19 protein-coding genes are annotated in these 21796 nt (G+C 70.4%); 10 read left to right on the plus strand and 9 right to left on the minus strand.

Features of this window, described 5'->3' with window-relative positions; genetic code table 11:
- Positions 1-214 precede the first annotated feature (214 nt).
- On the minus strand, positions 215-856 hold the full coding sequence (locus ACOZ35_RS12855; RefSeq protein WP_424013949.1) for a bifunctional 4-hydroxy-2-oxoglutarate aldolase/2-dehydro-3-deoxy-phosphogluconate aldolase: 642 nt from the start codon (positions 854-856) through the stop codon (positions 215-217).
- Positions 857-1149: 293 nt separating this feature from the next.
- On the opposite strand from ACOZ35_RS12855, the gene ACOZ35_RS12860 reads away from it, so the two are divergent.
- Entirely contained in the window at positions 1150-3339 is a 2190-nt protein-coding gene (locus tag ACOZ35_RS12860; RefSeq protein WP_424013950.1) for an elongation factor EF-2, read from the plus strand.
- A 103-nt stretch (positions 3340-3442) separates the two neighbouring features.
- On the opposite strand, the gene ACOZ35_RS12865 is transcribed toward ACOZ35_RS12860, so the two are convergent.
- Positions 3443-3925 (minus strand): DUF3592 domain-containing protein, encoded by a 483-nt coding sequence (locus ACOZ35_RS12865; protein ID WP_424013951.1) that lies wholly within the window; start codon positions 3923-3925, stop codon positions 3443-3445.
- Between the two features lie 415 nt (positions 3926-4340).
- Between ACOZ35_RS12865 and ACOZ35_RS12870 the strand changes: the two genes are divergently transcribed.
- The 4 genes from ACOZ35_RS12870 (at position 4341) to rpsJ (ending at position 7798) form a co-directional block, all read left to right on the plus strand.
- Positions 4341-4970, plus strand: a complete 630-nt coding sequence (locus ACOZ35_RS12870; RefSeq protein WP_424013952.1) for an amino acid-binding protein — start codon at positions 4341-4343, stop codon at positions 4968-4970.
- On the plus strand, positions 4967-5977 hold the full coding sequence (locus ACOZ35_RS12875; protein ID WP_424013953.1) for a homoserine dehydrogenase: 1011 nt from the start codon (positions 4967-4969) through the stop codon (positions 5975-5977). The genes ACOZ35_RS12870 and ACOZ35_RS12875 overlap by 4 nt, the downstream gene beginning before the upstream one ends.
- 243 nt (positions 5978-6220) lie before the next feature.
- Positions 6221-7486, plus strand: coding sequence for a translation elongation factor EF-1 subunit alpha (tuf, locus tag ACOZ35_RS12880; RefSeq protein WP_424013954.1), 1266 nt, complete (start codon positions 6221-6223; stop codon positions 7484-7486).
- Positions 7487-7489: 3 nt separating this feature from the next.
- The gene (gene rpsJ / locus ACOZ35_RS12885; protein ID WP_004048854.1) at positions 7490-7798 is read left to right on the plus strand and encodes a 30S ribosomal protein S10; all 309 of its coding nucleotides are present in this window, start codon (positions 7490-7492) and stop codon (positions 7796-7798) included.
- A gap of 80 nt (positions 7799-7878) precedes the next feature.
- On the opposite strand, the gene ACOZ35_RS12890 is transcribed toward rpsJ, so the two are convergent.
- Entirely contained in the window at positions 7879-8439 is a 561-nt protein-coding gene (locus ACOZ35_RS12890) for a rhomboid family intramembrane serine protease (RefSeq protein ID WP_424013955.1), read from the minus strand.
- A gap of 84 nt (positions 8440-8523) precedes the next feature.
- Complete coding sequence (locus ACOZ35_RS12895; RefSeq protein ID WP_424013956.1) at positions 8524-8826, minus strand: hypothetical protein; 303 nt, start codon at positions 8824-8826, stop codon at positions 8524-8526.
- Between the two features lie 121 nt (positions 8827-8947).
- On the opposite strand from ACOZ35_RS12895, the gene ACOZ35_RS12900 reads away from it, so the two are divergent.
- The 4 genes from ACOZ35_RS12900 (at position 8948) to ACOZ35_RS12915 (ending at position 14924) form a co-directional block, all read left to right on the plus strand.
- On the plus strand, positions 8948-10081 hold the full coding sequence (locus tag ACOZ35_RS12900; RefSeq protein WP_424013957.1) for a lysylphosphatidylglycerol synthase transmembrane domain-containing protein: 1134 nt from the start codon (positions 8948-8950) through the stop codon (positions 10079-10081).
- A 30-nt stretch (positions 10082-10111) separates the two neighbouring features.
- Positions 10112-11293, plus strand: a complete 1182-nt coding sequence (locus tag ACOZ35_RS12905; protein WP_424013958.1) for an alpha-1 4-glucan-protein synthase — start codon at positions 10112-10114, stop codon at positions 11291-11293.
- A gap of 39 nt (positions 11294-11332) precedes the next feature.
- Complete coding sequence (locus ACOZ35_RS12910) at positions 11333-12490, plus strand: extracellular solute-binding protein (protein WP_424013959.1); 1158 nt, start codon at positions 11333-11335, stop codon at positions 12488-12490.
- Between the two features lie 139 nt (positions 12491-12629).
- Positions 12630-14924, plus strand: a complete 2295-nt coding sequence (locus ACOZ35_RS12915) for an ArnT family glycosyltransferase (RefSeq protein ID WP_424016069.1) — start codon at positions 12630-12632, stop codon at positions 14922-14924.
- A 527-nt stretch (positions 14925-15451) separates the two neighbouring features.
- On the opposite strand, the gene ACOZ35_RS12920 is transcribed toward ACOZ35_RS12915, so the two are convergent.
- From ACOZ35_RS12920 to ACOZ35_RS12930, 3 genes are all read right to left on the minus strand, one after another.
- Entirely contained in the window at positions 15452-16105 is a 654-nt protein-coding gene (locus ACOZ35_RS12920; protein WP_424016070.1) for a dolichyl-phosphate hexose transferase, read from the minus strand.
- Between the two features lie 227 nt (positions 16106-16332).
- Entirely contained in the window at positions 16333-17991 is a 1659-nt protein-coding gene (locus tag ACOZ35_RS12925; protein ID WP_424013960.1) for a GMC family oxidoreductase, read from the minus strand.
- Positions 17988-18557 (minus strand): gluconate 2-dehydrogenase subunit 3 family protein, encoded by a 570-nt coding sequence (locus ACOZ35_RS12930; protein WP_424013961.1) that lies wholly within the window; start codon positions 18555-18557, stop codon positions 17988-17990. Before ACOZ35_RS12930 ends, ACOZ35_RS12925 begins: the two co-directional genes overlap by 4 nt.
- 116 nt (positions 18558-18673) lie before the next feature.
- On the opposite strand from ACOZ35_RS12930, the gene ACOZ35_RS12935 reads away from it, so the two are divergent.
- On the plus strand, positions 18674-20284 hold the full coding sequence (locus tag ACOZ35_RS12935; RefSeq protein ID WP_424013962.1) for an ABC transporter permease: 1611 nt from the start codon (positions 18674-18676) through the stop codon (positions 20282-20284).
- A gap of 123 nt (positions 20285-20407) precedes the next feature.
- On the opposite strand, the gene ACOZ35_RS12940 is transcribed toward ACOZ35_RS12935, so the two are convergent.
- The gene (locus ACOZ35_RS12940; RefSeq protein ID WP_424013963.1) at positions 20408-21466 is read right to left on the minus strand and encodes a sulfite exporter TauE/SafE family protein; all 1059 of its coding nucleotides are present in this window, start codon (positions 21464-21466) and stop codon (positions 20408-20410) included.
- Complete coding sequence (locus ACOZ35_RS12945; protein ID WP_424013964.1) at positions 21456-21620, minus strand: DUF7512 family protein; 165 nt, start codon at positions 21618-21620, stop codon at positions 21456-21458. The genes ACOZ35_RS12940 and ACOZ35_RS12945 overlap by 11 nt, the downstream gene beginning before the upstream one ends.
- Between the last annotated feature and the right edge of the window lie 176 nt (positions 21621-21796).

Consider the following 21796-nt stretch of genomic DNA (forward strand, 5'->3'; position numbering starts at 1 on the left):
GCGACGGGGTCTGGCTCCTTGCCACAGGAGGTCATGGTGAGTGACTCTGGTTGGGTGGTGATAGCGCTCTCGGAACGACTTCCAAGCACGTGTGCCTCTCGTCGATGGGCTGGAAGCCACCTCCAACTCGAGGGTGCTCGCGGTTAGCCGTTTGGCATGGTATACCAGAGCATTCAAACAGGCTGCGTCGCGGCCGCGAGTCCCCGCCGACGCGTCAGTCGCCGCGCGCCTCCTCGACCACCCGCGTGAACTCCCGGGCGGTCTCGGTGATGACCTCGTAGTCGCCGCGCTCGGCGGCGTCGTAGTCGACCAGCGCGCCGCCGGCGCCGACCGCGAACGCGCCCGCGTCGATGTAGTCGGCCGCGTTGTCGGGGCTCACGCCGCCGGTCGGCATCATCGGGATCTGGCCGAGCGGCCCCTTCATCGCGCCGAGGTGGGCCGGCCCGACGGTCTTCGCGGGGAACACCTTCACGAAGTCCGCGCCGGCCTCGTAGCCGCGGACCGCCTCGGTCGGCGTCATCACGCCGGGCGCGCTGACGGCGCCGTAGCGGTTGCACGTCTCGATGACGTCCTCGTGGAGGCTCGGGGAGACGACGAACTCCGCGCCCGCCATCAGCGTGGTCCGGGCCGTCTCGCTGTCGAGGACCGTCCCCGTGCCGACGACGACCTCGTCGTCGAAGGAGCCGGTGACCTCGCCCAGCTTCTCGGCCACGTCCGGCGTGTCGGCCGTGATCTCGACGGCGGTAACCCCACCCTCGCGCAGCGCCTCCGTGATCTCGATGAGCTGGTCGGCCGGCACTCCGCGCAACACCGCGACGACGCCGCTGTCGTCGAGCCGTGAGAGCGTCTCGTTCATACTCCCAGTTACCCGAGTCGGCCCTTAAAGCCGCGGCGATGGCCGCAGGCGGTACGGACGAGCGCAGGCGATGCGGACGGGCGCAACCGGTGCGGGCGAGCGCAGCCGGTTCGACGGCCACGAGGGTACCGGCGACTGCGGGCACTGCCGGCGACGCGACCGAGCGCCCGCCTCGCCGCCTGCCCCGTGACACCGATCGACACGAAATCGGCGGCGATCGGGGGTACTCGCCCGGGAAACGGCCGCGACGAAACACTACCCTTTTGACCCTCCTTTCGGTAACACTCGGTATAATGGGCCGACGCAAGAAGATCGTTCAGGAATGTGAGCGGCTGATGGACAACCCGGAGAACATCCGGAACATCGCCATCGCCGCCCACGTCGACCACGGGAAGACGACGCTCTCCGACAACCTGCTGGCGGGCGCCGGCATGATCTCCGAGGACACCGCGGGCGAGCAGCTCGCGATGGACACGAAGGAGGACGAGCAGGAGCGCGGCATCACCATCGACGCGGCGAACGTCTCGATGACCCACGAGTACGAGGACACCAACCACCTCGTCAACCTCATCGACACCCCGGGCCACGTGGACTTCGGGGGCGACGTCACCCGCGCGATGCGCGCGGTCGACGGCGCCTTAGTGGTTGTCGACGCCGTCGAGGGCGCGATGCCCCAGACGGAGACGGTGCTCCGGCAGGCGCTCCGCGAGGGCGTGAAGCCGACGCTGTTCATCAACAAGGTCGACCGCCTCATCTCGGAGCTCCAGGAGGGGCCCCAGGAGATGCAGGAGCGGCTGATGTCCGTCATCGCCGACGTCAACGAGCTCATCCGCGGGATGGCCGAGAACATGGACGACATCCCCGAGGACTGGACCGTCTCCGTCGAGGACGGCACGGTCGGGTTCGGCTCCGCGCTGTACAAGTGGGGCGTCTCGATGCCCTCGATGCAGCGGACCGGCATGGACTTCGCCGATATCATGGAGCTCGAACAGAACGACCAGCGGCAGGAGCTCCACGAGCGGACGCCGCTTTCGGACGTCGTGCTCGACATGGTCTGCGAGCACTTCCCGAACCCGGTCGACGCCCAGCCCCGCCGCGTCCCGCGCATCTGGCGCGGCGACCCCGAGTCCGACCTGGCCGACACGATGCGGCTGGTCGACGAGGACGGCGAGGTCGTCTTCATGGTCACCGACATCTCGATGGACCCGCACGCGGGCGAGATCGCGACGGGCCGCGTCTTCTCCGGCACGCTGGAGAAGGGTCAGGAGCTGTACGTCTCCGGCACCGCGGGCAAGAACCGCATCCAGAGCGTCGGCCTCTTCATGGGGTCCGAGCGCGAGGAGGTGGACCGCGTCCCGGCGGGGAACATCGCGTCGGTCACCGGCCTGCGTGACGCCATCGCCGGTTCCACGGTCTCCTCCGTGGAGATGACGCCGTTCGAGTCGATCGAGCACATCTCCGAGCCGGTCATCACGAAGTCCGTCGAGGCCCAGAACATGGACGACCTGCCGAAGCTCATCGAGACGCTCCAGCAGGTCGCCAAGGAGGACCCGACGATCCAGATCGAGATCAACGAGGACACCGGCGAACACCTCATCAGCGGGCAGGGCGAGCTCCACCTCGAAGTGATCACCCAGCGGATCCGCGACAACCAGGGCATCCCGGTCATCACCGGGGAGCCGATCGTCGTGTTCCGCGAGCAGCCCCAGGAGAACTCCCGCGAGGTCGAGGGGCAGTCGCCGAACCGCCACAACAAGTTCTACATCACCGTCGAGCCGATGGACCAGGAGATCGTCGACGCCATCCAGCTCGGCGAGGTCTCGATGGACATGCCCGAACTGGAGCGCCGGGAGGCGCTGCAGGAGGCCGGCATGGACAAGGACACCTCCCAGAACGTGGAGGACATCCACCGGACCAACATCCTCATCGACGACACGAAGGGGATCCAGCACCTCAACGAGACGATGGAGCTCGTGCTTGAGGGGCTTCAGGAGGCGCTCGACGACGGCCCGCTGGCCGCCGAGCCGGTCCAGGGGTCGCTGTTCCGCCTGCACGACGCGAAGCTCCACGAGGACACCATCCACCGCGGGCCCGCGCAGGTCATCCCGGCGGTCCGCGACGCGGTCCACCGCTCGCTGATCGACGGCGAGGTCCGCCTGCTGGAGCCGATTCAGGACGTCCGCATCGACGTCCCCTCGGAGCACATGGGCGCCGCGTCCGGTGAGATTCAGGGCCGCCGCGGCCGCGTCGACGACATGTACCAAGAGGGCGACCTCATGGTCGTCGAGGGCATCGCGCCCGTCGAGGAGATGATCGGGTTCTCCTCCGACATCCGCTCGGCCACCGAGGGCCGCGCCTCGTGGAACACCGAGAACGCGGGCTTCCGCGTGCTCGTCGACAACCTCCAGCGCGAGAAGATCATGGAGATCCGCGAGCGCAAGGGAATGAAGCTGGAACTGCCGCAGTCGATCGACTACTTCTAAGTCGACGACGCGGTTCGCGGTCTGCGGTTCTCGACGGTCTGCGACCTGCTGCGGCTTCCTTCCGCTCTTTCGACGCTCCGACGCCACTTCGCCAGCGGCGCGACTACCTGATCGCCGACCGCCCGCCGACGAGGACGAAGCCCAGTCCGACCGCGACCGCGACGAGCGGCGCGTTCGACGTGCGGTCCTTCAGGAACGCGGCGTCCGGGTCGGACGGGTCGACGTGCGCGGTCGCGGACTCGCCGACGGCGTACTCTTCGACCACCGACCGGGCCGCCGACTCGGTGTCGTAGTCCTGTGTGATCGACGCCGGGAAGACGTTCGCGCTCTCGTAGGCGGTCCCCTCGTACTCGTAGGTGAACCGGACGACCGGGCGGTAGTCGACGTCCGCGCTGCTGCCGGCCGAAGTCGACTCCACGCCGAGTTCGGTTATCTCGGCGTCGACCTCGACGGCGTCCGCGACGGCGTTCGACTGCTGGGTGTAGTCGTACGCGCCGTACCCGGTCGCCGCGAGGCCGATCAGCAGCATGAGGACCGCGCCGCGTCTCGTCTTCGGACCGCCGATGGAGAGTCCGTCGTCACCCATCGCTACTTCACCTCGGGGCTGCGGAGGGCGGTTCCGCGCGAGCGGTGGCGTCGCGACCGTGGCCGAACTGCGGGGAGGGAGTTCACACCGGCGCGACAGCCGCCCGACACATAACTGTGCGGGGGTTCCCGCGCGCACCTTCCCCTCGGAGTCGAGCGGTTTTCGCTCGCCCGGCGGCGGACTGTCTCACGACCGTGCGCCGCGTTGACAGGTGCGAGGGCGAGGCAACGCCTGCCATCGCCGAAGGCTTATACCCGATCGTCCGACTCCGTTCGTGTATGCAGACGGGCACGACTTCCCCCCGGCGCACCGCGACGGAGCCACCGAGCGACAGCTCCACGCCGGGCACAGGAACGTGTCTGCGAACCCGTGGCCTCGGACTGGCTCGTCGCGGCAAGGCGCCGGAGGTGGCGGCGTGAGCGACCGTCGCGACGGGACGCCGGAGGCCGCGCTCGACGCCGAGGACGCGGCCGATTCGGCCGCCGCCCGGGGCGCGGACGCGGCCTCCCCGGACGGCGGTCACGCGGCCGCGACCCCCTCGACGCACACGGTGCGACTGGAGCTGGTCGACGAGCCGGGCCAGCTGCTCGCCGCGCTCCACCCGATCGCGGACAACGGCGGGAACCTCCTGTCGATCTACCACGAGCGCGGGAACAAGACGCCCCGCGGGCGGATCCCGGTTGAGGTCGACTTCGAGGCGACCGCCGAGCGGTTCGAGGAGATCGTCGACGCGCTCCGCAGCGAGGGCGTGAACGTGATGCAGGCGGGTACCGAGCGGTACGCGGAGGAGGTGACGATCCTCCTGTTCGGCCACCTCATCGACACCGACCTCTCCGACACGCTCTCGCGGATCGAGGCCTGCGAGTCGGCGTCGGTCGCCGACGTGTCGCTCGCGGCCCCGCAGGGCACCGAGGAGGTGTCGAGCGCGCGGCTCCGGCTCGAAGCGCGCGCCGGCGAGACGGACGCGGCGCTGGCGGCGGTCCGCGAGCTCGCCGACGAGAAGGAGCTCCGCGTCGTCGAGCCGCTCACGGGGGTGGACGCGTGAGACTCGCCGTTATCGGCGCGGGCGCGGTCGGGCGCTCCGTCGTCGAGCTGGCGGGCGAGTACGGCCACGAAGTTGTCGCGGTCGCGGACTCCTCCTCAGCGACCGTCGCGGACGGAGGCGGCTCGGGCGGGGCCCGCGGCGGCGCGGACGGGACCGTCGGCGTCGACCCCGACGCGGTCGTGGCGCGGAAGGCGGAACGCGGGATCGTCGGGGACGACGATCCCGACGACGCGCTGGCGGCCGACTACGACGTCCTCGTGGAGGCGACGCCGACGACGCTGGGCGACGCCGAACCCGGCTTCTCGCACGTGACTCGCGCGCTGGAGCGCGACCGCCACGCGGTCCTCGCGAACAAGGGGCCGGTCGCGGAGCGGTTCGGCGACCTGCGGGCGGCCGTCGACGACAGCGACGGGGAGATCCGGTTCGAGGCGACGGTGGGCGGCGCCATCCCCGCGGTGTCGACCGTCGAGGACATCGAGCCCGGCCACGTCACCGCGGTCCGGGGCGTGCTCAACGGGACGGCGAACTTCATCCTGACGCGGATGGCGGCCGAGGGGCTCGACTACGACCACGTGCTCGCGGAGGCGCAGGACCTCGGCGTCGCGGAGGCGGACCCCTCTTTCGACGTGGACGGGACCGACGCGGCGCTGAAGTGCGTCATCCTCGCGAACGTGCTATCCTTCGGCGCCGCCGATGACCCGGCCGACGCCCGGGAGTTCACGCTCGACGACGCCGACGTCTCGGGGATCCGCGACGTGCCCGGCTCCGCGCTCCGGCTCGCTGCCGAGGACGGCCGAACGGTGCGGCTGATCGGCGAGGCGACCGGCGAGACCGTGCGGGTCGCCCCTCGGCTCGTCCCCGAGAACGGGACGCTCGCGGTGTCCGGCACGCAGAACATCGTTCAGATCGAGACGACCCACGCGGGCCGGCTCAACATCTCCGGCCGCGGCGCGGGCGGCCCCGAGACCGCGAGTGCGGTCCTCGGCGACGTGGGGCGACTGGAATAGGTCGGATCGTCCGGGTGGAGTAGGTCGGCCCGTCCGGATGGAGTAGGTCGGCCCGCCCGGCTGGAGTAGGCCACTTTGACCGTCGATTCCGTCGCCGCGGACCGGGGCGTGTGTCGCTCTGTCGTGTCCCGCGTTGTCGAGAATCGCCGGACGGCGGCGCGATACTCTGTGGGCCGTATCGAAACCGTTTTAGTGGAATCAACCGAAACTTACTCACAGAGCGCCTTAGCGCGTGATTACCCCATGAGTGACAAACCGCATCAGAACCTGGCCATCATCGGCCACGTCGACCACGGCAAGAGTACGCTCGTGGGTCGCCTCCTCTTCGAGACGGGGAGCGTCCCCGAGCACGTAATCGAGCAGCACCGCGAGGAAGCCGAAGAGAAGGGCAAGGGCGGCTTCGAGTTCGCCTACGTGATGGACAACCTCGCCGAGGAGCGCGAGCGCGGCGTCACGATCGACATCGCCCACCAGGAGTTCGACACGGACAACTACTACTTCACCATCGTCGACTGCCCGGGCCACCGTGACTTCGTGAAGAACATGATCACGGGCGCCTCGCAGGCCGACAACGCGGTGCTCGTCGTCGCGGCCGACGACGGCGTCGCGCCCCAGACCCGAGAGCACGTGTTCCTGGCCCGCACGCTGGGCATCAACGAGCTCATCATCGGCGTCAACAAGATGGACCTCGTCGACTACAGCGAGGACTCCTACAAGGAGGTCATCAGCGAGGTCGAGGACCTGCTCAACCAGGTCCGCTTCGCGACCGACGACACCACGTTCGTGCCGATCTCGGCGTTCGAGGGCGACAACGTCGCCGAGGCGTCCGAGAACACGCCTTGGTACGACGGCGACACGCTGCTGGAGTCGCTTAACGACCTGCCGGAGTCCGAGCCGCCGACGGACGCGCCGCTCCGACTCCCCATCCAGGACGTTTACACCATCTCCGGCATCGGGACCGTCCCCGTGGGACGTGTCGAGACCGGGATCCTCAACACCGGCGACAACGTCTCCTTCCAGCCGTCCGACGTGGGCGGCGAGGTGAAGACGGTCGAGATGCACCACGAAGAGGTGCCCAAGGCCGAGCCCGGTGACAACGTCGGGTTCAACGTCCGCGGCATCGGCAAGGACGACATCCGCCGCGGCGACGTCTGTGGCCCGGCCGACGACCCGCCGAGCGTCGCCGAGACGTTCAAGGCGCAGGTCGTCGTCATGCAGCACCCGTCGGTCATCACGGCCGGCTACACCCCGGTCTTCCACGCCCACACGGCGCAGGTCGCCTGTACGATCGAGTCGATCGACCAGAAGATCGACCCGTCGTCCGGTGAGGTCGCCGAGGAGAACCCGGACTTCATCAAGTCCGGCGACGCCGCGGTCGTCACCGTGCGCCCCCAGAAGCCGCTCAGCATCGAGCCGTCCGGCGAGATTCCGGAACTCGGCAGCTTCGCCATCCGCGACATGGGTCAGACCATCGCGGCCGGCAAGGTGCTCGAAGTCAACGAGCGATAATCGATGCAGCAGGCACGCGTCCGCCTCGCCGGCACGAGCCCCGAGGACCTCGACGACATCTGCGACGACGTCCGCGAGATCGCGGACTCGACGGGGGTCGCCCTGTCGGGCCCGATCCCGCTGCCGACGAAGACGCTCGAGATCCCGTCGCGCAAGTCCCCGGACGGTGAGGGGACGGCGACGTGGGAGCACTGGGAGATGCGCGTCCACAAGCGTCTGATCGACATCGACGCCGACGAACGCGCGCTCCGTCAGCTGATGCGCGTCCAAGTGCCGAACGACGTCAGCATCGAGATCGTTCTCGAAGACTGAGCGCTAGGGCGTTTCTCTTTCACCCCTTTCGTTTTTTGACCCGTCCAGCGACGGCGTCGTCGGTTGGTTCCGACCCTCCCTTACCGCGCGTCGAGCAGCTTCGCGCGCCCGGCGACGAGCCCGCAGAACGCGCCCGTCGCGTGCGCGATCAGCGCGACGCCGGGCGCGGCCGTCGTCGCGGTGAGGACGACGGCGACGAGGCCAAATAGGAGCAGTTGGACCCGCGGGGAGAGCCGCAGCCGGTCGAACAGCGTCGCGCTCACGACGTTGCCGGCGAGCAGGTAGCCGCCGAGCGCGAAGACGGCGCCGCTGATCCCCAACACGGCTGCCGGAGGACCGAGCAGGCCGCCGACGGTCACCTGCGCGACGCCCGCGAGAGCGCCGGTCGCGATCACGAACGCGTGGAAGCGCGGGCGGGTCGTCCGGCTCTCGACGAGGGGCCCGACGAGCAGCAGCCCGAGGGCGTTCGCCAGCAGGTGGCTGACGGAGCCGTGCGCGTACACGCTCGTGACGAGCGTCCACGGGGCGACGGAGAGGGGGGCGGACAGCGCGAGGAGCCCGAAGAGGCCGACGAGGCTGAGGAGGGCCTGCGCGGCGCCGACGAGGAGAACGATCCCGAGCGTTTCGAGGGTGGCGCGCATCGGACGAGAGTTGGAATCGGGCGGTGAAAAGGCTGTGCGGGCCGACCGTTGCGGGCCGGTCGTCGCGGACGCTCCCGCCGCGGCTCAGATCACGTCGTCGGGGTCGTGCGCGTTCGCCATCCGCGTCGCCTCGGCGGCGTACCGCTCACGGTCCTCGGGGTCGTCGACGGCCCCGACGTTTGACGGCGCCGCGTCGACGGCGGCCGTGGTGTCGCGCACGTCGGTGAAGGAGGTGAGCGCGCGCTCCTTCCGGAAGTAGCGCTCGCCGTCCGGCGTCGCGTACGTGAGGATCACCATATTCTGCTCGTCGTCGGAGTAGGTCCGCTCGACGAGCCACATCCGTACGGCGTCGCTCGCGGAGCCGGGGGCCGCCTCGTTCGTGTTCATGTGCGGTATTTCGATTTCCACGAACAAACGTGTTACGTCGGCCCGGATCCGGACCGCGCCGCCGCCACTCGCCACCCCGAACCGCCAGCGTTTTATTCTTTAGGCCGGCCTAAACGAATAGATGAATCCGCGCGTCGCCGTCGCTCGGCTCCGCGAGCGCCTCATTCGGTTCCGCGAGCGACTGCCTCGGGGGTCGCTCGCGGTCGCGGGGACGGTCCTCGTCCTCGCGGTCGGCGGCGCAGTGCTGACGCGGACCCTCGACCTCGGGGCCGTCGTCTCGGCGGCGGCCGCGGCGGACCCGGCGCTCCTCCTCGCGGCGCTCGCCGTCTACCTCGCCTCGTGGCCGGTCCGCGGCCGGCGGTACGGCGACGTGCTCGCGCCGATGGGCCACCGATGCCGCACGGCGTTCCTCACGGCGACGGTGTTCGCGAGTCAGACCGCGAACCTGATCGTCCCCGCACGGGCCGGCGACGGCGTGCGCGCGTACCTGCTGAACGATCGCCGCGAGGTGCCGTACCCGACCGGGGTTGCGTCGCTGGCGGTCGAGCGCGCCTTCGACCTGGTCGCGCTCGGCGCGCTCGGCGGCGCCGCGCTCGCGGTCCTGCTCCTCGACGGCCGGACAGTGGCGCCGAACGGCTCGGAGCGAGCGGTCGCGGCCGCCGCCGCGCTCGCGCTCGGAGCCGCGCTGTTCTCCGCGGGCGTCGTTGCGGTCGCCCGGAGCGACCGCCGGTTCGGGCCCGCCCTCCGCGACCGCTTCGACGGCGGCCGGCTCTCGCGGGTCGTCGACGTCGCGGTCCGGTTCGGGGCCGCCGTCCGCGTCGTCGCCGCGGACGCGGGCGCGCTCGTCCGGGTGTCGCTCGCGAGCGGCGTCGTGTGGGGGGCGGACGTCGCGACGGCGGTCCTCGTCCTCGCGGCGCTCGTCGGCGGGTTCGGCGCGGCGGTCGACCCAGTCGCGCTCTGCGTCGTCGGCACGCTCGCCGTCTCGGCCGGGAACCTCGCGAAGGTGTTGCCGCTCTCGCAGGGCGGGATCGGCCTGTACGAGGCCGCGTTCACCGGGATCGTCGTCGCGGCGACGCCGATTCCGGCCGAGACCGCACTCGCCGCGGCGGCGCTCGACCACGCGCTGAAAAACGCTGTCACGCTGGCGGGCGGCGGCGCCGTCGCGGCCGCGTTCGACCTCTCCGTGACGGGCGCTCCCGACGAGTCCGAGCGGGAGCCGGACGCGGCCGCGACTCGACCGACCGCGGACCGCTAATATTTTAGGCTAGCCTAAAAATAATCGCGTATGGTCGACGCTCCACCCGACGCGGCCGACTCCGACATCTGCGTGATCGTCCCGACGATACGGGAGTACGAGTGTATCCGCGCGTACGTCGAGAACGCCCGCGAGCACGGTTTCGACGTCTCGCGGCTCCACTTCGTCCTCGTCACCGAGGACTTCTGCGACGTCGAGGAGATGCGCGACATGCTGGACGACCTCGGCGTCTCCGGGGAAGTGTTCGACGGCACCCGCCGCGAGGAGTGGTACGAGGCCAACGGCGTCGCGGAGTACGGCCACGTCGTCCCGGCCGCGAGCCACGCCGAGACGAGCTTCGGCCTGCTGTACATGTGGGCCGACGACTCCTTCGACTACGGCGTCTTCATCGACGACGACACGCTCCCGCACGACGACGCCGACTACTTCGGCCGTCACATGGAGAACCTCGCGTTCGGCGGGGCGATCGAATCGGTCAGCTCCGACGAGGACTGGGTGAACGTGCTCTACCAGAACGCCGACGACCACGGGCTCTACCCGCGCGGCTACCCGTACTCGGCGATGGACGAGACGGTCGAGACGGACGCGGTCGATGTCGAGGCCGGCGAGGTCGTCGCCTCGCAGGGCCTGTGGACGAACGTCCCGGACCTCGACGCGGTCCGAATCTTGATGGACGGCGACCTGGAGGGGCAGGCGCAGACGCGGACGGCCGCCGACGACTTCGAAGGCGACTTCGTCGCCGAGCGCGGCAACTACCTCACCGTCTGCTCGATGAACCTCGCGTTCCGCCGCGAGGTGATCCCCGCGTTCTACCAGCTGCCGATGGACGACAACGAGTGGGACGTGGGCCGCTTCGACGACATCTGGTCGGGCCTCTTCTTAAAGCGCGCCTGCGACGTGCTGGGCAAGCGGATCTATAACGGCGGTCCGCTCTGTGAACACAACAAGGCCCCGCGCTCGACGTTCGACGACCTCGCGAACGAGGTCGCTGGGCTGGAGCTGAACGAGCACGTCTGGGAGGTCGTCGACGAGGCCGGCGCAGACGCCGACTCGTTTGCCGCGGTCTTCGCCGAGATGGCCGACGCGCTCGCGGAAGGCGAGTTCGACGAGTGGAACAACGGCGCGTTCCTCAACCACTGCGGCGAGTACATGCGCGACTGGCTCGACTGCCTCGACGCGATCCGCCGGACGCCGGCGGTCGCGGACGACTGAACCGACACGACTAAAACCGTTTAGGTAAGCCTAAAACACATGACGAACCACGAATCCGACGGACGAGACGGACGCGACGTTCGACGACGGAAGTTCCTCGCGGCCGCCGGTTCGGTCGGCGTCGCGGGGATCGCCGGCTGTAGCGGGACCGGCGAGGAAGACGACGGCGAGGACGGCGGCGACGGCACCGACGGCGGGGCCGTGGGCCAGATCGGTTCCGGCCGCGCCGGCCGGGACGCTCCCGGCGGCACGTCGATGGCCGAAATGCCGGCGCTCGAAGGCGAGCTCACCGTCTACTCCGGCCGCGGCGAGTTCCTCGTCGGCGAGATCGTCGACTACATCGACGACCTCTACGACGACTTCGACCTGACCGTCCGGTACAACAACTCGACCGACCTCGTGAACCAGATCGTCAACGAGGGGGATGGGTCGCCGGCGGACGTGTTCTACTCGGTGAACGCCGGCGCGCTCGGCGCGCTCGCCGACGCGGGACGCACGCAGGCGCTCCCCGACGACGTGGCCGGGATGGTCCGCGAGGAGTTCCGCACCGAGCAGTGGGTCGGCACCTCCGGCCGCGCCCGGACGATCCCGTACAACACGGAGGAGTTCTCCGAGGACGACCTCCCGGACGACATCATGGCGTTCCCGGAAGAGTTCGAGGGCGACCTCGGCTGGGCGCCGTCGTACGGCTCCGCGCAGGCGTTCATCACCGCGATGCGGATCCTCGAAGGCGAAGACGCCACCCGCGAGTGGCTGGAGGCGATGGTCGAGCGCGGCGCCGCGACCTACCCCGACGAGTTCCGCACGTGCCAGGAGATCGCCGACGGCGAGATCGACGCCGCGTTCACGAACCACTACTACATCCAGCGCGTGCTCGACGGGAACCCGGAGGCCCCGATCGCCACCGCGTTCACCCAGGGCGACGCGGGCGCGGTGTTCAACGTCGCGGGCGCCGCGGTCGTCGACACCGCCTCGGACGCCGACCTCGCCGCGAACTTCGTCCGGCACCTGCTGTCGTCGGAGGCGCAGGACTACTTCGCGCGCTCCACCTTCGAGTACCCGCTGATCCCGGAGGTCGAACCGATCGGCGACCTCCCGACGATCGACGAGCTGGACGTCCCGGACATCGACCTCGCGGAGCTGTCCAACCTCGAACCGACGATCGACCTCATGCGCGAGGCCGGCGTCCAGCTCTGAGCGGTCGCCGCGCTCCGCACTACGCCGCCGTCACGCCCACAGCGCCACACTCCACCCGCCCGTGTCACCCTTTCCACCGCGCGTCCGCCCGCGTCGACTCGCCGCCAGCCTCAGTCAGCGGCTCGACCGCGCCGACCGGGTGAGCCTCGCCGCGGCGCTGGTCGCCGTCGCGGCCGGCCTCCTGACGTTCGCGATCGCCGCCACCGTCTTCTCGCACCACTCCGCGAACCACGACGAGGGGGTCTACCTCACGCAGGCCGCGCTCCTCCTCGAGGGCCAGCTGGCGTTCCACGCTGGCCCGCTCGCTGACGCCGTCCACCCGTGGTTCTTCATCGAGGACGGCGGGCGGCTCTACCCGAAGTACAACCCGGTCCCGGCGGCGATGTTCGCGGTCACGATGGGCGCGTTCGGGGAGCCCCGCGTCACGCTGGCGGCGGTCGCCGCCGGCAACGCCGCCCTCGTGTACCTGCTCGGGTCGATGGCGGTCGGCCGCCGGGCCGGCCTCGCGGCGGCCGTCCTCTTCGCCGCGTCACCGATGGCAGTCGCGACCTCGTCGGCCTTCCTCCCGTACGCGCCAACGACGTTCCTCAACCTGATCTTCGCGGTCGCGTACCTCCGGAGCGTCCGGGACCGGTCGCTCCGGGCGGCCGGCGTCGCGGGCGTCGCCATCGGGCTCGCCTTCTTCGCGCGGCCGTACACCGCGGTGCTGTTCGCGGCCCCGTTCATCGGTCACGCGCTGTGGCAGGTGGGGTCGGCGGTCCGTCGCTTCGGCGCCGAGACGGGGCAGTCGACGCCGCGCGCGCTCGCGGCCCTCGGCCGCCGCGCGCTCCCGGTCGGCGGGTCCCGCGGGCTTCCCGGCCCGATCCGCCGGCACGGGCTCACGGCGCTGTTCGGCACCCTGTTTGTCGGCGTCACGCTCGCGTACAACGTCCAGATGACCGGGTCGCCGCTCACGTTCCCCTACCAGGTGTTCGCGCCGATGGACGGTCCCGGCTTCGGCGAGCGGCGCATCCTCGGCCACTCGGTCGATTACACGCTCGGGCTGGCGCTGGAGTCGAACCGGTACGCGCTCCAGGAGATTGCGACCCGGTGGTTCGTGGCCGGCCCGCTCGGGACGGTCGCGGCGCTCGTCGGCGTCGCGGTCGCGCTCTGGGGCTGGCGCACGAGCGGCGACCCGCGCGGGCCGGTGGTCGCCGAGCCGACCGGCGACCGTGCCGTAGACGAGGAGCGCGCGCCCTCCGAGGCGCCCAGCCCCGCCGGCTCGCCCGCGTTCCGGCGGACGGCGACGCTGCTCCTCGTCGGCGTCGCGGTCTCGGTCGTCGTCGGGAACCTCTACTTCTGGGGGACCCACAACGCGCTCGCCGACCTCTCCGACCCGACCGACGGGCTCGCGTCGCTGTTCGGGCCGTTCTACCACTTCGACCTGCTCGTCCCGCTGTCGGTGTTCGGCGGACTGGGCGTCGCCGCCGTCGCTCGCGCGCTCTCCGCAGCCCGCAACCAGGTCGTGGCCCGCGGCGTCTCGCCGACGGTCGCGAGCGCGGCGCTGGCGGTCGTCGTCGCGCTCGCGGTCGCCGGTGGGGGCGTCGCCGCCGTCGACGCGGCCGCGGACCCGATGGAGCGGAACGCCGCGGTCGATGAAAAACACGAGATGGCGTACGCGCCGTTCGACGAGACGACGTTCGAGGACGCGCTGGTGTTCCTCCCCACGCCGTACGGCGAGTGGCAGAACCACCCGTTCCAGTACCTCCGGAACGATCCGGGACTCGACGGCGACGTCGTGTACGCGCTCGACCGCGATCCGGTCGAGAACTTCGCGGTGCTCGACGCGTACCCGGATCGGACGCTGTACCGGTACGGCTACCAGGGGGTCTGGACCGCGAACCCGGAGACCCGGGTCACGCCGAAACTGGAGGTGCTCGACCGGCGGTCGGGCTCCCGGATCGACGCCGAGACGACCGTCGGCGTGCCGGACCGCGTCGCCCGTGCGCAGGTCCGGATCGACCCGCGCCGGGGCGCTCCGGGGGGTCCCGACCACGTCTCCTACACGGTGAGCGACCTCGGCGACTCGCTCGCGGTCGACTGGGCGGTGACGCCCGAGGGCGTCCGGCTGCCCGGCGCCGCCGACGCGAGCGACGCCGACGCGGCCGCGGGTGGGACCGACGCGGCCGAGCCCGTGCCGTTCGACCCCGATGGCGACGTGGTCGCCGTGACGGTGACGCTCGTCGACCCCGCGGGATCGACGTTCACCTACCGGCAGGAGGTGACGGTGCGAACGACCGAGGATGGCGCCGTCGAGGTCGTCTGGCCGCCCGAGCGCTCGACCTGCCGGCTCGTCACGGAGTGCGGCAATGAGGGGACGTACCTCCCCAACGAGCCCGACGCCCACCCCGAGTGGGTCGTCTTCGAGACGGATGCCGAAACGAGCGATTCATAGATCGATCACTTATAAATGGTCGACTGCGGATCGACGGTGGACACCGCCAAAGCCCCAGTCGCTCGCTTATAAATAGCCGACTGCGGATCGACGGTGAACACAAAGCCCCAGCCGCTTGGTTATAAATGGCAGTCAGTAGATCGGCGGCGAACACCTCCAAAGCCCCAGCCGGGAGGCGGGCGCACGCTCGCTGCGCTCCTCACTCGGTCGCTCACTCCGTTCGCTCCCTCCTTGCGGTGCTTACGTCGCCTGCGCCCGCCTCCCGGCTGCCCCTTTGAGTCCCGCCCCGCACAGCGACCGCGCCTCACGCCTCCCCAGCCTCGTCGGCCTCCCTCCGGTCGGCCGACTCCCTCGCGCGTGCGACTCACGCCCTCCGGGCGTTCGTCGGCACGCGCCACCGCCGCGTCTATTTATAAATAATCGGCGCTGTCGCTCATGAGTGTAAAAACGTCGCCGGCGGCGGTCCACTGTGCCCACAGTGTACGTCCGGACCGCCGTCCGACGGCGCGTCGAGGAGGGAAGTGCCCTCAGAAACGCCGCAGCTGCTCTTCGAGACAGACGGTGACGATCGACTTCGCGATGGCGGCGCCGCCGCCGATCGGGTCGAGCTTCGTCTCGCCGAGGCGCTCGGCGTAGTGAATCGGCCGCTCGCGCACGTCGTAGCCCCGCATCAGCGGGCGGATCAGGAGTTCGGCGGAGAGGCCGGTGTTCTCGGTCCAGCCGATCTCCTCGACCACGTCGCGGCGGTACGCGCGCATCCCCGTGGTGGTGTCGTGGACGCGCTCGCCCATCAGCAGGCTCGCGAGCGCCGCGAACGCGTGGTTACCGAAGCGGTTGAACGCGGGCATCGCCTTCGCGCCGTGGTAGAGCCGGTCGCCGCTCACCACGTCTGCGCCGTCGTTGATCGCTTCGAGGAACTCCGGCAGCGCCTCCATCGGGTAGGTGTCGTCGCAGTCGGTCGTGACGACGACCGGGCGGTCGGGGGTCAGGATCGCCTCGCGGACGGCGACGCCGTACCCCTGGGGTTCCTGTTCGATGACGCGTGCGCCTTGTTCCCGGGCGATCTCCGGCGTGCGGTCCGAGGAGCCGTCGACGCAGACGATCTCCGCCTTTCCGTCGGTCACCTCGTCGATGTCTTCGAGGACCGTCGCGATGGCCTCCTCCTCGTTGTACGTCCCCATCACGACGCTGAGGTCGTCGAAGGTGTACGGTCCCGAGCCGTCGGCGGCGGTGTCCGTCGCGTCCGCCTCGTCCGTCGCGTCGATATCTCCCGTTGCGGCCGCCTCGCTGCCGTTCTCGACCGCGGCCGCGGACCCGTTCGTCGCGTGCGCTGAGTCGCTCATTACCCGCATCTCCGTTCGCACGCACTTGAATTTTTAGGTTTACCTAAAATAGTGGCAGTCGGCCGTCAGGACCCGTCTGCGAGCCAGTCGGCGACGTTGTCGCCGACGCGGAGCGCGAGCGCGGCGATGGTGAGCGTGGGGTTCATCGCGCCGCTCGTGGGGAAGACGGAGCTGGAGGCGATCCAGCAGTTCGTCAGGTCGTGGGTCCGGCAGTCGGCATCGACGACGCCCGCGTCCGGGTCGTCGCTCATCCGCGTCGTCCCCATGTGGTGGTAGGCGGGGCCGGTGGCGTCCGGGCCGGCGATCCACTCCACGTCGGCGCCGAGCTCCTCCAGAATCTCGACTTGGATCTCGTTGGCGCGTTCGATCGTGTCGAGCGCGCGGTCGCCGACGGTCCACTCGATCCGCGGGACCGGATTCCCACGGTCGTCGGTGCGGTCGTCCGCGAGCGTCACGCGGCTCTCGGTGTCGGGGAGCTGCTCGACGAGCCCGCCCATCGCGATGTGGTTGCCGTACTCGTCGCGCAGGCGGTCGCGGAGCGGGTCGCCCCAGTCGTCGCCGGTGAGGGCCGACTCCACCGGCGAGGGGCCGGCGTAGTTGAAGAACTCCAGCTTGAACGGGGCCTGTTCCGCGTCGGCCTCGTCGTAGAACTGGTCGCAGGCGCTGGTGTAGAAGCCGACGTGGTTCTGTCTCGTCGTCTCGTCGAGCGTGCCGCCCGCGCCCGCGAACAGGTGGTCCATGAAGAACTCGCCGACGTGGCCGCTGCCGTTCGCGAGCCCGTCGGGGTACCGGTCGGACGCGGACAGCAAGAGGAGCCGCGGCGTCTCCACCCCGCCCGCGGCGACGACGAACGCGTCCGCCTCCTGCCGGTGTCGCTCCCCGTCGGGCGTCGCGTAGACGGCCGCGGTCACCCGGTCGTCGCCGTCGTGTTCGAGTCGCTCGACCGGCGCGCGGTCGATGACGGTCGCGCCCGCCGCCTCGGCACGCTCCACGTGGACCGTCGCGTCGTACTTCGCGCCGCTCGGGCAGACGGGCTGGCAGGTCCCGTAGCCGACGCAGGGCGAGCGGTCGTCGTACGGCTCGGAGTTGCGCGCGTTCGGCACCGAGTGCATGTCGATCCCGAGTTCCTCGCAGGCCTCGGCGAACAACGAGTCGCTGTAGGATGGCTCGAACGCCGGCATCGGGTGGGGCTCCTCGCGCGGCGGCGCGTAGGGGTTGTCGGAGGCGCCGGCGACGCCCAGCTCGCGCTCCGCCTCGGCGTAGTAGGGCCGGAGGTCCGCGTAGTCGATGGGCCAGTCGGCGCCGACGCCGCGCTCGCTCGCGGAGTTGAAGTCGTCCTCGTGGAGCCGCATCACCATCCCTTGCCAGTGGAGGGTCGACCCGCCGACGCCCTTTACGCGGGCGTGGTTCAGCGGGTAGACCCGGTCGCCGGCGTTCTCGTGGGCGTCGCGCGCGCCGCCGACGCCCCACACGTCCGGTCGGCCGTACGACGGCCGGATCGCCCGCTCCTGTCTCGCGAGGCGGTCGGCCGGGTCGAACCGCGGCCCGGCGTCGAGGATCACCACCTCTCGGTCGCCCGCGAGTCGGTCGGCGACGAGCGCCCCCGCGGGACCCGCGCCGACGACGCAGACGTCCGCGTCGGGGACCGGGGTGCGGTCGATCGCCTCGCCGGCGTCCCCGTCGACCGCCGAGCGCTCGTCCCCGACGCTCTCGGCGCCGCTCATCGCGGTCCCCGCTGGTAGCTCTCCGCGCCGCCCGCGTGCCCCTGCGGGTTCTCGATGCCGACGAGCTCGCCGCCGGTCGGCGAGGAGTACAGCGCGAGCAGCAGCTCGTTCACGACGTAGTAGCGCACCCGCTCCGCGGTCGTTCCGTCCGGGTTCTCCTCGGCCACGTCCGCGCCGAGCTCCCGGAGCAGCGCGTCGCGGTCGGCGGGCGAGAGGTCGGCGACCGAGGCGTCGTACCACGACCGCGCCGCCGACTCCACCTCGGCGACCGCCGCGCGGATCCCCTCGTCGTGGGACGACCCGTCGAGCCGGCCATCGAGGAACGCCGCGACGAACGCGTCGATCCCGGAGACCGCGCCGGGGTAAAGCGTCTCCGCGACCGCCCTCATCGCCGTCCGGACCGCCTCGTCGCCGGGGGGACCATCGCCGTCCCACGCGGGGTCGGAGTCGTCGCCTCCCGGTCGGCTGCCCCCTTCGCCGGTCGCCCGACGGACGCCGAGCGCGACGCCGCCGGTCGCGCCTATCGCGGCGAGCGCGGCCGCGGCGTCGCGTCGCGTCAGTTCCATGGAAGAGTTTAGGTGGCCCTAAATTCATATATCCGTCGGAGCGCGCTCGCCGGGCGATCGGAACCCCTAACGCTCGGCGCGCCCTCGCGTCGACAACCCGACCTCATCCCCGCACAATGTCTCTGCGAACCCGGATCCGCGACCGGCTGACCGACGGCGACGACAGGCTCCCGCTCGGGCTCACGCTGCTGTGCGCGGCGATCGCCGCCACCCTCGTGTTCCCGCTCGCGTGGCTCGTCATCGAGGCGCTCGCCGTCGAGCGCGAGCGCGCCGCGGACCTCCTCTTCAGCGCCGGGACCGCCGACGTGCTCGTCAACAGCCTGCTCCTGATGGCGGGCGTCACCGTCCTCTCGATCGTGATCGGCGTCCCGCTCGCGTACCTCACGGCCCGCACCGACCTCCCCTTCCGCCGCTTCTGGTCGGTCGCGGCCGCCCTCCCGCTCGTCGTGCCGAGCTACGTCGGCGCCTTCTCGTTCGTCTCCGCGTTCGGGCCGCAGGGGGAGTTCCACGAGGTGCTCGCGCCGCTCGGCGTCGAGCGCGTCCCGGAGGTCTCCGGCCTCTCGGGGTCGATCCTCGTCATCACGCTGTACACCTACCCGTACGTCTACCTGACGACCCGGGCCGCGCTGCTGTCGTTCGACACGACCCTCCTGGAGGCCGCCCGGACGCTGAACCACGGCCGGCTCGCGGCGTTCCACCGCGTGACGCTCCCGACGATCCGACCCGCGATCGCCGCGGGCTCGCTGCTCGCCGCGCTGTACGCGGTCTCGGACTTCGGCACCCCGTCGATCATGCGGCTCCCGGTGTTCACCCGGCAGATATACGTCGAGTACAACGCCTTCGGGCGTGACTACGCCGCGCTGCTCTCCCTCCAGCTGCTCGTCGTCGTGGTCCTCGTGCTCACCTTGGAGTGGGCGGTCCGCTCGGACCGGGAGACGAGCGGCGACGATGCGGGCCGGACCGAGGACCGCGTGTCGCTCGGGCGGTTACGCTGGCCGGCGACGCTGCTCCCCGCCGGCGTGTCCGCGTTCGCGCTGTTGGTGCCGCTGTGGATCCTCGGGCTGTGGCTGGTCAACTCGGAGGCGGGGCGTCGCCCCTCGCTCGCGTTCGAGCCGATACAGGTGCTCAACTCGGTGTCGGTCTCGGCGGCCGCCGCGGTCGTCGCCGCGCTCGCTGCCATCCCCATCGCGTACTTCGCCGCGAACCACGACTCGCCGCTCGCGGTCGTCTTCGAGCGCGCGACGTACGTCGGCTTCGCGGTGCCCGGCATCGTGCTGGCGCTCGCGTTAGTGTACTTCGGCTCCGGGTACGCGCCGTGGATCTACCAGACGCTGCCGCTACTGATCTTCGCGTACGTCGTCCGGTTCCTCCCGCAGGCGGTCGGATCCACTCGGACGTCGATCCTTCAGGTCGACCGCCGGCTCGTCGAGGCCGGACGCACGCTCGGCGAGTCGCCGACCGGCGCGTTCCGCCGGGTCACGTACCCGCTCACCCGGTCCGGGATCGTCGCCGGGGCCGCGCTCGTGTTCCTCACGACGATGAAGGAGCTCCCCGTCACCCTCGTCCTCCGCCCGTCGGGCTTCGACACGATCGTCACCCAGATCTGGCGCGCGCAGTCGACCGCGCTCTACCAGTACGCGGTCGTCCCGACGCTCATCCTGCTCGTCATCTCCGGGCTCTCGATGGTCGTCATCCTCACGCAGGAGGGCGGCGAAGAGGGGCTGTGAGGCAGCGAAGCGGGGCTGTGAGGACAGCGAAGCGGGGCTGTGAGGGCGGCGACGGCGACCGGATTCGCGCTGCTGTTGTGTGATAGAAACAATTCTGCTCCTCCGGATCGAGGAAAGAAATCCTCAGTCCGCGGCGGACGGCTGTTGTCGCTGCGTCACGCGGAGCGAGCTGATCGCCGTGTAGAGGACCGCGAACGCGACGACGACCGCCGCGCCGATGACGAGCACCAGTCCGATCAGTTCGAGCGTCGGGTTGCCGAGGTAGGAGCCGACCTCGCCGACGCCCACCGCAACCGCGCCGACCAGCAGCATCCCGCCGAAGTACACCTTGATGCCGTCGGCGTCGACGACGGCCGTCGCGGCGGAGCCGACGCGCGCGCCGAGCGCGCTGCCGAACAGCAGCGGGACGACGATACCGAGGTCGACGCCGCCGCCCTGCCCGTACAGGTAGCTCCCGAGCCCGCCGGAGAAGACGATCTCGAAGAGGTCCGTGCCGACCGCGACGGGCACCGGGACGCCGATCGCGTAGATCATCGCGGGCATTCGGATGAAGCCGCCGCCGACGCCGAGGAAGCCGGACAGGACGCCGGTCGCGAAGGCGACGGCCGTGATCACCCACGCGGAGACGCGGACGTCGCCGCGGAGCGTCACCATCGGCGGGATCCGGACCGTCCGCTGGATCGTCTTCGCGATCTCGGGGATCTCGTACTCTTCGAGGTCCTTGTCGGCCGCCTCGTGGTCGATTCCGCCCCCGCCGTCGCCCGTCAGGGCGTCGCGGGTGACCATCGCGCCGACGCCGCCGAGCAGGACGACGTAGGCGACGCTGATGACGCCGCCGGCGAGCCCCATCGATTCGAGGTAGTAGACGCTGGCGCGGCCGACCTCGATGCCGATGGTCGTCCCGGTGATCATGATCACGCCGAGCTTGTAGTCCACCTGCCCGAGGTCGTGGTGTTTCAGCGTCGCGATGACGGCCGTCCCGAAGACGAACGCCATCCCGCTGCCGACCGCGACGGGCGCGGGGTAGTCCAACATAAGCAGGGCCGGGGTGACGAGGAACGACCCGCCCATACCGAAGAACCCGAACAGGACGCCGACGACGAGGCCGAACCCGACGAACAGCGCCGCCATCTCCGGACTCGTCCCAAGAATTCCGGGGCCGGCGAGGAGGCTATCGAGCATCCGCGTCACCCCCGACGAGGAGCCGCATCAGCGCGGGGCCGACGAGCCGTTCGAGGCCGCCGTACCCCACGTACAACACGAACGCTTCCAGGAGGATCGCGCCGATAAGCAGGGCCGTCTCCGGGTCCCATGTGGGTATCTCTAATCCTGCCATCGACTCTCACTTTCACTTCCGAGTTCGGTATTTCGCTTCTGGCACATTTCTGCTCACTTTCTCCTACCGGCCTCGTGCCTATAACGGTTTTGGGGTTGATGTACAATACTATATTCCGGTAACCTCGGCCGGAGTACCGATAACTTATGAGGAGGTTTTCGTGTGCGCAGGGCCCG

It is taken from the genome of Halorubrum xinjiangense (assembly GCF_049604745.1).
GTDB classification, from domain to species: Archaea; Halobacteriota; Halobacteria; order Halobacteriales; family Haloferacaceae; genus Halorubrum; species Halorubrum xinjiangense_A.